Source organism: Fusobacteriaceae bacterium (genome assembly GCA_031272775.1).
Classification (GTDB): domain Bacteria; phylum Fusobacteriota; class Fusobacteriia; order Fusobacteriales; family Fusobacteriaceae; genus JAISST01.
On the sequence record JAISTB010000034.1, the window covers coordinates 34,014 to 45,721 of the forward strand.

Below are 11,708 nucleotides of genomic sequence, written 5' to 3' on the forward strand. Positions count from 1 at the left end.
CATCTGGGTAAAGGGCCGCTCAACGCAGCAGGCAGGCCCCGTAGCTTTCGACAATTCCGTCGTTTTGATTTTTGAGTTTTGCCCGGACTTCCGCCATATCCGCCCGGACTTTTTCCATCCGCGCGGGGTCCTCCGTCAGGGCCCGCAGCTCCCGCCCGATATTTTCCGGTGTGCACTTTTCCTGCAGCAGTTCGGGGTAGACTTCCCGGTTTACCGTGAGGTTCGGCAGCGAGACATAGCCGATCCTGAGAAAGAGCCGGATCAGGACCGCGTTGACGAGACCCAGCCTGTACAGTACCACGGCGGGGATTCCCATGAGGCAGAGCTCAAGGGTAACCGTGCCCGAGGCGCAAAGGGCCGCGGCCGAACGCGCGACGCAATCCTCAAGACTGTCGCCCGCGGTGATCTCCAGATTTTCGGGAAAGGGTCCCCCGTCGGAAAATTCTTTCAACCAGGCTTTATGGGCTTCTTCGGACAATTTCAATAAAAAATGTTTCTCCGGAAAATTCCGGATCACCTGGAGCATGACCGGAAAAAGGCGCATAACTTCCTGCCTGCGGCTGCCCGGCAACAGTAGGACAGCGTCCCCGCGACGCTCCACAGGCCGATACTTTTCCGTGAAGGGATTGCCGTAATAGATGACTTCGACGTTGTTTTTCCGGTAAAAATCCACTTCCCAGGGGAAAATGACCATGATGCGGTCGGCCAGAACGAGTTTTTTGAGGCGGTTTTTCCCCCAGATCCAGAGTTTCGGCGGAATATAATAGTAAACTTTGACTTCGGGCGCTTCTTTTTTCAAAAAGGCCAGAAAATTCAGATGAAAGCCGCCGTAATCGACGAGAATAACCTTTCCGATCCGCTCTTTTCTGATGTACGCGAGGTATTCCGCGGCCTTTTTCTTCAAAAATCCGTATTTGCCGACGGCCTCCGTAAAGCCCATGACCGCGAGCTCTCCGATGTCCTGAAGGATCGTGACGCCCGCTTCACGGCAGTAAGCCCCCGCCGCGCCCGCGAAGGTCGCTTCGGGACAGAGTTTTTTCGCCGCCGAGACGATGTAAGACAAGTGCAGATCGCCGGACACTTCGCCCGCCGAGACAAAAAAGCGCTGTTCCGTCGTTTGTTCTCCCATAACTTACCTCTTTTTGCGCAAAGGCTCAAATGCCGATTAAAAACATATTGTTTTCATCGGCGATACGCACGCAGTCCGCTTCGTCAAGAAGCATCATTTTGCCGGCCTCTCCGGCGATTCCCCGGGCCTTGACGGCGGCGGCCCGACGGACGGTTTCCAGGCCGATGACCGGCACGTCCACCTTCATGTCCTGCTGGGGCCGCGCCATTTTTACGATAATGGTCCCCGGGCCGGCCAGTTCCCCGCCCCGGGCGATACAGCGGTCCGTCCCCTCGATGCCCTCAAGGGCCACGACGCTCCGGTCTTTGCAGACGACGCACTGTCCGGCGTCGATTTTCGAAAGGGCCTTGGCGGCCTCGACGCCCGTTTTTACTGTCCGCAGGTCATTTTCGTCGGGGGCGCTTTTCGTATAGCGGGTCTTCCGGATCAGAAATTCCTCGATAAATTTTGTCTGGTCGAGGACCTTGATGCCGTTCAGCCGCAAAAAACTAATCACCCCAAAAAGGAGGGTTTCATCCTTCCTGTCGGGCAGTTTTCGCAGCAGTTCCTCTCCCCAGGCGTCGGGCGTGAGATCCTGAAAGATCAGCCGTTTTTCCACTTTGCCCAGCATGATCAGTTCCCGTACGTCGTTCAGCAGAAAATGTTTGACGATATCGCCCACGGCGCCGATGTTGAAGGCGCGAAAACGGGCGTTTTCTCTGACGGCCCCGTCTATGGTGTCAAAGAGGCCGATGGGGTAGACTTCGAGGTCTTTGGCGGCCGCCTTTTCCAAAAAATAGCGCGGCAGCAGGCCGTTTCCTACGATAAGGCCGATTTTTCTCATCTCAGCGCGCGATCCCCCTCTGGCTGCTTCGGATAAAATTGACGAGGTACATGACGTGCTCGTCCTGCCCGAAGCTCTCTTCCACCTGGCGCAGGGCCTCCTTGAGCGGGAGTCCGCTCCGGAAAATGAGCCGGTAGGCTTTTTTCAGATTGGAGAGATCCTCGTCGGTAAAACCGTGGCGGCGCAGGCCTATGCTGTTGAGTCCTTTCATTTCCGCCCGTTCCCCCTCGGCGAGGCAGAAGGGACAGATATCCTGCGCGATGCCGCTGTTGCCGCCGGTCATGGAATAAGCTCCGATCCGCGTAAACTGATGGGCCGGCGTGAGTCCGCCGATGATCGCGTAATCTTCCACGGTCACATGGCCCGCCAGCGTGACGTTGTTGGCGAGGACGCAGCCGTTCCCGATCCGGACGTCATGGGCCACATGGACATAGGCCATGAGCAGGTTGCCGTCGCCGATCCGCGTTTCCCAACTGGCGTCGGTGCCCCGGTGGATCGTGACGCATTCCCGGATTCTGTTGCGGTTGCCGATAATGGTCTTTGTGGCCTCTCCCTTGTATTTCAGGTCCTGATTGGCGAGTCCGATGGACGCGAAGGGGTAGATTTCATTGCCCTCGCCGATTTCGGTAATCCCGCCTACGACGACATGCGAAAACAAAGACGTGCCGGACCCGATCCTGACGTCTTTGCCGATAAAGCAATAGGGACCAACTTTTACGTCGTCGGCGAGGATGGCCCCCTGTTCGATGATGGCTGTTTCATGGATATCCGCCAAGGTAACGCCCCCTCAGACTTTATTTGCCGACGAGACTGAACGTAAACGTCGCTTCGCAGGCCAGTTCGCCGTCGACTTTGGCGATGCCGTGGGCTTTGACGATGCTGAGCTTTTGCTTTTCCACGCGCACTTCATAGACGAGCTGGTCGCCGGGCCGCACGGGCCGCTTGAATTTCGCGGAATCGATCCCCGCGAAATAGGGGAGCTTCGTCCCGCCTTCAATGTCGTCCATAACGAGAACGCCCAGACACTGGGCCATGCTTTCGATGATCATCACGCCGGGCATAATCGGATGTCCCGGGAAATGCCCTTCAAAATGCGCTTCGTTCATCGTCACATTTTTGATTCCCCGGACGGTTTTTGTCTCTTTATCCATTTCAAGGATCCTGTCCACCAGCAAAAACGGATAGCGGTGCGGGATTCGCTTCATGATTTCCACGATGTCTAACATGCTTTCTTCCTCCGTGTCAAATGAATTTGTGTGATCTGTCCTATTATACCACATTTATTGGGATTGTACCAGATTTTTTCTCCATAGCGGTCTTCCGACCGCGGTAGTCACAGCGCCCGGAGCTTTTCCGCGAAGGCGATATCGATGGCGTGTCCGGCCTTAATCGCGACGATATGGCCTCTTATGGGGCGGTTCAAGATCTTCAGGTCGCCGATGATGTCAAGCATCTTGTGCCGGACGAATTCATCGGGGAAACGGAGTCCTTCGGGGTTCATGACGCCCTCTTTCGTGATCACAATGGCGTTTTCAAGGGAGCCGCCCAGGGCGAGATGATTTTTTTTCAGGTAGTCGATCTCATAATCGAAGCCGAAAGTCCTGGCGGGGGCGATTTCTTTTTTGTAGGTCTCATAGTCGATTTCAAATTCCGCGAGCTCCGACTGGAGCCAGCTCCGCTCGAAACGGATCGCGTAGGTGATCTTGAAGCCCTCCCAGGGGAAGGCCGCCACCATTTTATCGTCCTGCCTGAGGTAGACCGGGGAGGTGATCACCAGAGGATCCGCTTCCGCCTCCAATTCCCTGATTCCGGCTTTTTCATAGAGCGCCAAAAAGCCGGAGGCGCTGCCGTCCCCGATGGGGAGCTCGTTTCCGTCCAGTTCCACGACGAGATCCGTGATCCCCGCCGCCATCAGCGACGAGAGAAAATGCTCGATCGTGTAGACCGCGGCCCCGTACGGATTTTTGAGGTTCGTCCCCCGGGTCAGGTCAAAGGTGTTGGCGAGGTCAAGCGAGACCTCATTTTCTCCCGCTTTCAGGTCTGTCCGCCGGAAGAGGACATGTCCGTCATTGGCGGGCAGCAGACGCAGCTTTATATTTTGCCCCTTATGAAGGCCGATCCCCTCGGTGGAGATCTCTTTTGCTATGGTTTTCCGTTTCACGCTGATCCCTCCGCTTGCTCGTTTGCGCGTTCATTGTTTCTGCAAAAATTTATCGGCGACGACAAGGGCGATTTCCTTCCTGCCGTCCACAAAATCGATTTCCACTTTCCTCGGGGTAATGTTCCGGACGACGCCGAGGCCGAATTTTTTGTGCATGACCTTTTCCCCGATCTTGTAGGGAAAATCCGCTACGGTCTTGTTCAGATCCGCCACGGTAATCGTCTTCCGGAACTCAAAGGCATAAGGTTCCGGCTTTTTCGTCTTTTCCGCCGGGCGGCCTTCTCCGGCCAAGCCCTCCCGGGTCTCTTCCTTCGGCGCTTCCACCATCAGGAGCGATTCCGGGATTTCCGCGAGGAAGCGGGATTCGGTCCGGTAGCTCAATTCCCCGTAGAGGTAGCGCATCCGCGCGAAGGAAAGATAGAGCTTGTCCTCGGCCCGGGTAATGGCCACATAGCAGAGTCGCCGCTCCTCCTCGAGGTCCGAGGTCGAAAAGACCGCCTTTTTCCCCGGAAAGATCTCTTCCTCGAGGCCGCAGAGAAAGACCACGGGAAATTCGAGGCCCTTGGAATTGTGGATCGTCATCAGCTTGACGTAGTCTTTTTCCTCGCTCAAATCGTCGGTCGCGCTGACGAGGGAAATGTTTTCGAGGTATTCCCTGAGCGTCAGCGTCTCCGCCATACGCTCCAGTTCCCGGATGGAATTGAAGAGCTCCTCGACGTTTTCCGCGCGGGTCTCCGCGTCGTCGTAGGTCTCCGTGAGGTATTCCCGGTAACGGATCGCGGAAAGGAGTCGCTCGAAGATCTCCGAAACCGCGGAATCTTCATTCATTTGCGCGAGTTCCTGGAGGATCCCCCGCAGTTCCTTGAGCTTTTCCCTTGCCCCCGCCGGGATCCCGGCAATGTCGTCGCAGGCGCCGACGGCTTCGTAGAGGGAAAGCCCCCGGGCGCTCCGGGCTTCGTTCAATTTTTCGACGGTCTTGTCGCCGATTTTCCGGCGCGGGATATTGATGATCCGCTGGAGGTTGGCGTTGTCTGCGGGGTTGTTGACGACGGAGAGGTAGGCCAGCAGGTCTTTGATTTCCGCCCGCTGGTAAAACTGTGTGCCGCCGAACACCTTGTAGGGAATATTGTTTCTGAGGCAGCCTTCCTCGAAGAGGCGGGACTGGGCGTTTGTCCGGTAGAGAACCGTAAAATCCCGGTAGCGCATTCCCCGGGCCCGACCCTTTTCCACCTCGGCCAGGACCCGGTTGACCTCGTCTCGTCCGTCGGGGCAGTCAAAGAGCGTGATCAGCTCCCCGCTGGTTTTTTTCGTCCAGAGCGTCTTGTCCTTGGCGCTGGCGTTGTTCCGGATCACGTTATTGGCCGCGTCCAGAATGACCGAGGTCGAACGGTAATTTTCCTCGAGCTTGACGACGACGGCGTCGGGCCAGTCCCGCTCAAAATCAAGGATATTCTGGATATTGGCCCCCCGGAAGCCGTAAATGCTCTGATTTTCGTCGCCGACGACGCAGAGGTTCCGGTATTGAGCCGCGATTTTCTGAATGATGTCGTACTGGATCCGGTTCGTGTCCTGGTACTCGTCGACCATAATGTAGCGGAATTTGTCCCGGACCCGCCGGAGCACGTCCTCTTGACGCAGGAGCTTTTCCGTATTGACGAGGATGTCTGAAAAATCCATGGCGTTATTCTCTTTGAGGATTTTGTTGTAGCGCAGGTAAACGTCGCCGATGAGCCGCTCGTTTTCGTCAAAGTTGGCCGAAGCGGCGTTGTAATCCTCGGGGGACGTCCCCTCTTCCTTGATCCTCGAGATCATGGAGGCGAGGATGCCGTCGGTCAGGACTTTGTTGGCGGAGCGCAGTTCCTTGAGAATCCCCTTGATGACCCGTTTCTGGTCGTCCGTGTCGTAAATCGTAAAATTGGCCCCGTAGCCCAATTTCGTCCCGTATACCCGCAGGAGCCTGAGCCCGAAGGAATGAAACGTCGAGATCAAGGCCCGGTTGGCGTCGTCCCCCACGAGATCGGCGACGCGCTCTTTCATTTCCCGGGCCGCTTTGTTCGTAAACGTCACCGCGAGGATGGCGTAGGGAGAAATCCCGCAATTCCTGATCATATGGGCGATCCGGTACGTGATGGTCCGGGTCTTCCCCGAGCCCGCCCCCGCCAGGATCAAAAGGGGCCCGTCGGTCCTCAGGCAGGCTTCCCGCTGTCTGTCGTTCAGTTTATCCAAAATATTGTTTTGCATGTTCCTCCCCGGGATGTTCTATAAAAAACGCGATTTTCGCGTATCCAGCGCAGAACAAAAGTCACAAAGGCAGGAATATCCTACACCCACAATCCTACCTTAGTGCTGCTACCTTCCGGTCCTGACACGGTTCGATACAACTATGCCGTAAGAATCCCCGTTCTCTGTGACATCGTCTATTATAGCACGGATCTTCCGTTTCGTCAACAAAAGCGTCGTTCTTTACCATTTTTTGAAGAGATTTTTGAGGAGCTTCTCCCCTTCTTTGAGGTTTTCCCTGACGTCTTCCCGTTCGCTCCACTTGTCGAGGCGCTCCAGGAGTTTCGTCATCGTATCGGAATCGCTCCCGGCGAGGTTTTCGATCATATCACCGGCCTGTTTTTCCTCCCGGTCCAGCGCCGTCCCGTAGTCTTCGACGGTTTTTTGGTTGCGTTTCAACAGCGAGCGCAGGAGGTCTTCGCGGATGGCGCCGTTATTTTTCCGGATCTCGGCCAGAAGCTTTTGCGGGAGGCCGCTTTGGATCACGAGGTCCCGAGTTCCGGAATCATAAGAATAGCGTATATCGTTCAGCGTAAGATTTTCGAGGACAGGCAGGACCACTTCGTAGAGGAGCGGGATGCCGCTGTCGTTGGCGCCTTTGAGGGCGCTCTTGTCGAATTTGGGGTTCCGGACGCCTGCGCTTCCGGAGATTTTAATGTTTTGATCGGTCAGGCCCATGTCGGTGAATACCGAAAAGGATCCGCCGCGGATGTAGTTTCTGACTTCCGGCGTCTTGTCAAATTCTCCGCCGGGAACCCTGAGGGAAAGGGTCCCCTGCAGATCCCGCAAATTGATTTTTCCTTCGATGACCGCGTTATTTTTGTCTTCCCAGGCCGTGAGCCGGATCACGACGTCCGTTTTGTTTTTGGAAAGGCGGCTGGAGACGTCGTTGATTTCCCCGCTGAAGACCATGCCGTAGACCTCGACGTTGAGCAGCAGTTTTTCCACGAGGACTTCCCAGCTGTCCCTGTCCTGAAAGTCCTTTTCTCTGGCGTCCCGGACCTTTTTCAGCGATTCCCGGTACAGATAGACGAGCTCGTCAAGGTCCTTCTCGTATTTTTGCTTGAGATAGCGGCTCAAGTATTTGTCAAAGTCGGCGAGGAGTCCCTCTTCGCTGACGAGATAGTCTCTGAGACGCTTTTCAAGGTTCTTTTGATAGGCGTCCTTTGAGACGTTTTGCCGGATCAGGGCCCGGACCTGTTCTTTTTCCGCCGAGATCTCCTTCAGGAGCGCCTTTGCCTGCCCCTTGAGGCGCTCGACGTCTTCTTTTTGCAGCGACAGGAGTTTCATGGGGTTCTTGAGGTCAAGGATTCCTTCGGTTTCTTTCTTCAGCGTCTGCCAGGCTTCCCCCTGCTTGATGGCGTCTATCCTTTTTTTATAAGTTTCGCGGATCTCCCCCAGTTTTTTTTTGGCGTCGTCAAATTGCGCCGCGGCCAGATCCTTTGTCTTTTCGTTGAGCGCTTCGCCGGCGACGCCGGTCTCTCCGCCGGTCGCGACGCTCGCCGCCGAAGGCGCCGTTCCGCCTGTTTCCCCCGGCGTGAAGAGCTGTACGCCGATCAGCGAGGAATCCGTTACCGTGATCTTTTTTTCCTTGACCGAAAGCCGGTAGTTGATCTTGACTTCCCGGATCGCGGCGGCTTTGATCCTCTGATCGCCCCGGCCGGCCACGGAAATCGCCGTAGCCGAAAGATAGGATGAGAAGGGCCTGAAATCCACGCCTCCGATCTCGACTTGGCTGCCCGCCGCCTCCGTCAGCTTTTTCTCCAGCGTATATTCAAGGAGTTTGTTTCGCGCGAAATACAGCAAAAAAATCAGCGCGAGCACGATTATTCCGAGGGTGGAGAAAGTTTTTCGGATCATGGCGGAACTTCCTTTCCGGAGGCTTTCCGGGGCAACGGATCTTTTTCTCTAATTTTATCACAGCGGGCCTTGATTTTCAATGAAAACTTTCCCCTTTCTCTTGTCTTTCCCCGCGTTTTATGGTAAAATGGATCATCAAAACTTTGAACGAATTCCGGTTGCGAAAACCGGGCAGGAGATGAAGCCATGCTGGAAAAAAAATATCTGGCGCCCAACGCCATAACGGCCGCGAGCCTGTTTCTGGGATTTTTGAGTATAACGACCTCTTTCAAGGGCGAATTCAACAAATCGATCCTCTTTATCATCATTGCCATGATCTGTGACGGTCTGGACGGCAAAGCCGCCCGGAAATTTGACGCCTTCAGCGAGTTCGGAAAAGAATTCGATTCCTTCGCCGACGCCATATCCTTCGGCCTCGCGCCGGGGTTCCTGATTTACTGCAAGCTGCAGGCGGAAGTCGCCAACAGCACGATTTTGGTCCCCGTTTCCTTTCTCTACGCCTTTTGCGGCGTCATGCGCCTGGTCAAATTCAACGTGATCACCGTGGCCTCAAGCGAAAAGGGGGATTTCAGCGGTATGCCGATCCCCAACGCCGCGGCCATGGTCTGTTCCTATGTGCTGATCAGCCGTTCCCTGGAGCAACGTTTCGGCTTTCGTTTTTATGACCGGGAGTTCTTTATCGGAATCTCCCTTTTGGCGGCCATTCTCATGGTCAGCACGATCAGCTTCAAGACCCCCGAAAAGACCTTTTCGTTTATTCCCCGCAAGCTGATCCCCGTCGTCATCGTAGGGGCCGCGATAACGGCCTATTATTCGATCTTTATCCTCTCGGGGAGCTATGTGATCCTGAATCTTTACCGGCATATCCGCAACAGCTTCGGCGTCGGGGACGAGGGCGACGGAGACCTTGAGGAAGAGGAAAAAACCCCGGTCGTGGAATATTTGCCGCTGATCCCCAAAGAAAAGCCCGCTCCCGGGACCGAAACGCCGAAAGCAGCCGGCGCGTCCTCCGAACCGGCCGGAGAAAAACCCAAAGAGGAAAAGGAAAAACCGGCGGCGGAAAAGAAAAAAAGCCCGCCCCGAACCGCGAAGAGCGGCGGCCCGGGGACCGGAGCGAAAGCGCCCCGGAAGAGAACCAAAAAATAGCACAAAGAAATAGACGACAAAGGGCGTTGATTTTTTCCAAAAATGTGGTATGATAGAGCGTAAAGGGTGTTTTCGTAATAAAAGCAATTGTTAAGGAGGATCAGCATGTTCAAAAAAACTGAAATCTTGAAACGGATTACCGACGTGGGCATCGTGGCCGTGGTCCGGGCCGAGAGTACGGCGGAGGCCATACGGATATCCAAAGCCTGCATCGCGGGCGGCATCCCGGCCATCGAAGTGACCTATACGGTTCCGGGCGCCACGGAAGCCATCAAGGCCCTGAAGGCCGAGATCGATCCCGGGCAGCTCATCATCGGCGCGGGGACCGTACTTGACGCCGTGACAGCAAGGATCGCCATTCTGGCGGGGGCCGAGTATATCGTATCTCCGGGCTTTGACGAGGAGACCGCGAAACTCTGCAACCTCTACCAGGTTCCCTATATGCCCGGCTGCCTCACGATCACGGAAATGATGCGCGCCATGTCCTATGGCTGCGAGATTCTGAAGCTCTTCCCGGGAAGCGCCTTCGGACCCGACTATGTGAAAGCCGTCAAAGGGCCCCTGCCCACGGTCAACATCATGCCCACAGGAGGCGTCAGCATAGACAACATCGAAGCCTGGTTCGCAAACGGCGTCGTGGCCTGCGGCGCGGGCGGAAAACTGGCCAGCGGGACCAGCGAAGACATCACGAAAACCGCGAAGGCCTTTGTGGAAAAAATCGCGGCCCTTCGCGCCAAAAAGAAATAAAACTTCACGCAACGGGGTGATGAGGAATGGAGAAGATCGTTACCTTCGGGGAAATCATGCTGCGTCTGACGCCGCCCGAATACAGCAAAATCAACCAGACCACGAGCTTCATGGCCAATTACGGCGGCGGAGAGGCCAATGTGGCCGTTTCCCTGTCCCATTTCGGGCACAGGACGTTTTTCCTTTCGAAGCTGCCCCCCAATATTCTGGGCGATTCGGCGATCCAGCATCTGCGCGGGCACGGGGTCAATACGGACTATGTGATCCGCGGCTCCACAACCCTCGGGATCTATTTCCTCGAAACGGGCTTCGGCGGCAGACCGTCCAAGGTCATCTACAACCGCAAGCATTCGGCCATTACCCGGATCGAAGCCGAAGAGGTGAATTTTGAGGAGATTTTCCGGGACGCCACCTGGTTTCATGTGTCGGGAATCTCGTTGGCCCTCGGGGAAAAGGTCCGGAAAACGGTGCTTCTTTGCCTCAAGGCCTGCAAGGAATACGGCGTCATGGTCTCTTTCGACTTCAATTACCGCTCGAAGCTCTGGACCGTGGAGGAGGCCGCTCCCCAATACCGGAAAGTCATTCCTTACGCCGATATCGTCTTTGCCTCGGAATTTGACTGCGAGACCATATTGGGCGTCAAGGCCGACAGCGGGACGCTTCTTTCCCCCAACGAACGGCGCGGCAACCTCTTTCGGAAGACCATCAAAAAATACGGCCTGCGTTATATTTTCGGCACGGACCGGATCATCTACAGCGCCACGGAAAACAGCCTTTCGGCTTATTGCTTTTCCGAGACGACAGAAAAATATACCGATCCTATCCGCTTTAATATCTATGACCGGATCGGAGGCGGCGACGCCTTCGCGGCGGGCGTGATCCACGGCCTGCTGGAAAAGCCCGACGATCCGGCCTGGGCCCTCAATTTCGGCCTGGTCACATCCGTTTTGAAACACACGATTTACGGGGATGTTTGTGTGCTGAACGTTGAGGATATCCTCGACTACATGAAAAATTCAGGCGCCAAAGGCGTTGAACGCTGACAAAAATTCTATATCAACTGGAGGAAAACGATGATTATCGGAAAGATCAAAGATCTCAAATTATACAAAGGCCTGAGTCCGAACATTGATAAGGCGATCGATTACGCCCTTTCGACGGATCTGGCGGCCCTCGCCGTGGGAAAACAGGACATTGACGGCAAAAATATTTATATCAACCGCCAGTCCTATACGGGAAAACCCGCGGCCGATTGCGCCGCCGAAAACCACAACGACTATCTGGATCTGCAAATCGTCCTCAAGGGGACGGAAGGCTTCGGCTATGCCGATATCGGCAATCCGACGCTCAAAACGCTCGATCCCTACAACAAGGAAAAAGACGTCACAAAATACACCTGCGTCGACGAGACGGTCTACACCATGACGGAAGGCTCCTTTGCCATCGTCTTCCCCGAAGACGTCCACCGGCCCCAGATCAAAATCAACGAGGGGACCATTGAAAAAGCCGTGATCAAGATCAGGATCTGACGAGAAAAATCCGAGAGGTAAAAGACAGGAGGT

Annotated in this window: 10 protein-coding genes, 1 other RNA gene and 1 pseudogene; 4 read left to right on the forward strand and 8 right to left on the reverse strand. The window is 55.3% G+C overall.

All coding sequences use genetic code 11. From position 1 onward, the window contains the following. Positions 1 to 19: 19 nt before the first annotated feature. The 8 genes from lpxB to LBQ97_08045 form a co-directional block, all read right to left on the reverse strand. Positions 20 to 1,129, reverse strand: coding sequence for a lipid-A-disaccharide synthase (gene lpxB / locus LBQ97_08010; protein MDR1832653.1), 1,110 nt, complete (start codon positions 1,127 to 1,129; stop codon positions 20 to 22). A gap of 25 nt (positions 1,130 to 1,154) precedes the next feature. Continuing rightward, positions 1,155 to 1,952, reverse strand: a complete 798-nt coding sequence (gene lpxI / locus LBQ97_08015) for a UDP-2,3-diacylglucosamine diphosphatase LpxI (GenBank protein MDR1832654.1) — start codon at positions 1,950 to 1,952, stop codon at positions 1,155 to 1,157. Between the two features lies 1 nt (position 1,953). Continuing rightward, entirely contained in the window at positions 1,954 to 2,727 is a 774-nt protein-coding gene (lpxA, locus tag LBQ97_08020; GenBank protein ID MDR1832655.1) for an acyl-ACP--UDP-N-acetylglucosamine O-acyltransferase, read from the reverse strand. A gap of 19 nt (positions 2,728 to 2,746) precedes the next feature. Further along, positions 2,747 to 3,178 (reverse strand): 3-hydroxyacyl-ACP dehydratase FabZ, encoded by a 432-nt coding sequence (fabZ, locus tag LBQ97_08025; protein MDR1832656.1) that lies wholly within the window; start codon positions 3,176 to 3,178, stop codon positions 2,747 to 2,749. 107 nt (positions 3,179 to 3,285) lie between these two features. Continuing rightward, complete coding sequence (gene lpxC, locus LBQ97_08030; protein MDR1832657.1) at positions 3,286 to 4,113, reverse strand: UDP-3-O-acyl-N-acetylglucosamine deacetylase; 828 nt, start codon at positions 4,111 to 4,113, stop codon at positions 3,286 to 3,288. A 30-nt stretch (positions 4,114 to 4,143) separates the two neighbouring features. After that, positions 4,144 to 6,354 carry a UvrD-helicase domain-containing protein gene (locus LBQ97_08035; GenBank protein ID MDR1832658.1) on the reverse strand — a complete coding sequence of 737 codons (2,211 nt, stop codon included), beginning with the start codon at positions 6,352 to 6,354 and terminating at the stop codon, positions 4,144 to 4,146. A gap of 64 nt (positions 6,355 to 6,418) precedes the next feature. Further along, an RNA gene (ffs, locus tag LBQ97_08040) (signal recognition particle sRNA small type) lies at positions 6,419 to 6,516 on the reverse strand. Between the two features lie 60 nt (positions 6,517 to 6,576). After that, a complete protein-coding gene (locus tag LBQ97_08045; GenBank protein ID MDR1832659.1) occupies positions 6,577 to 8,253 on the reverse strand; it encodes a hypothetical protein in 1,677 nt (558 codons plus the stop codon). 186 nt (positions 8,254 to 8,439) lie between these two features. Between LBQ97_08045 and pssA the strand changes: the two are divergent. From pssA to LBQ97_08065, 4 genes and pseudogenes are all read left to right on the forward strand, one after another. Continuing rightward, positions 8,440 to 9,108, forward strand: a pseudogene (gene pssA / locus LBQ97_08050) (CDP-diacylglycerol--serine O-phosphatidyltransferase). Between the two features lie 396 nt (positions 9,109 to 9,504). Next, on the forward strand, positions 9,505 to 10,146 hold the full coding sequence (locus tag LBQ97_08055) for a bifunctional 2-keto-4-hydroxyglutarate aldolase/2-keto-3-deoxy-6-phosphogluconate aldolase (protein MDR1832660.1): 642 nt from the start codon (positions 9,505 to 9,507) through the stop codon (positions 10,144 to 10,146). Between the two features lie 26 nt (positions 10,147 to 10,172). Further along, the gene (locus LBQ97_08060) at positions 10,173 to 11,189 is read left to right on the forward strand and encodes a sugar kinase (GenBank protein ID MDR1832661.1); all 1,017 of its coding nucleotides are present in this window, start codon (positions 10,173 to 10,175) and stop codon (positions 11,187 to 11,189) included. 30 nt (positions 11,190 to 11,219) lie between these two features. Further along, a complete protein-coding gene (locus LBQ97_08065) occupies positions 11,220 to 11,675 on the forward strand; it encodes a YhcH/YjgK/YiaL family protein (GenBank protein MDR1832662.1) in 456 nt (151 codons plus the stop codon). Positions 11,676 to 11,708: the final 33 nt, after the last annotated feature.

Coding starts and splice junctions, on each gene's coding strand:
- LBQ97_08045 (MDR1832659.1), bottom strand. CDS start 8,253: ATGATCCGAAAAACTTTCTCCACCCTCGGAATAATCGTGCTCGCGCTG.
- LBQ97_08035 (MDR1832658.1), bottom strand. CDS start 6,354: ATGCAAAACAATATTTTGGATAAACTGAACGACAGACAGCGGGAAGCC.
- lpxI (MDR1832654.1), bottom strand. CDS start 1,952: ATGAGAAAAATCGGCCTTATCGTAGGAAACGGCCTGCTGCCGCGCTAT.
- LBQ97_08055 (MDR1832660.1), top strand. CDS start 9,505: ATGTTCAAAAAAACTGAAATCTTGAAACGGATTACCGACGTGGGCATC.
- lpxB (MDR1832653.1), bottom strand. CDS start 1,129: ATGGGAGAACAAACGACGGAACAGCGCTTTTTTGTCTCGGCGGGCGAA.
- fabZ (MDR1832656.1), bottom strand. CDS start 3,178: ATGTTAGACATCGTGGAAATCATGAAGCGAATCCCGCACCGCTATCCG.
- LBQ97_08060 (MDR1832661.1), top strand. CDS start 10,173: ATGGAGAAGATCGTTACCTTCGGGGAAATCATGCTGCGTCTGACGCCG.
- LBQ97_08065 (MDR1832662.1), top strand. CDS start 11,220: ATGATTATCGGAAAGATCAAAGATCTCAAATTATACAAAGGCCTGAGT.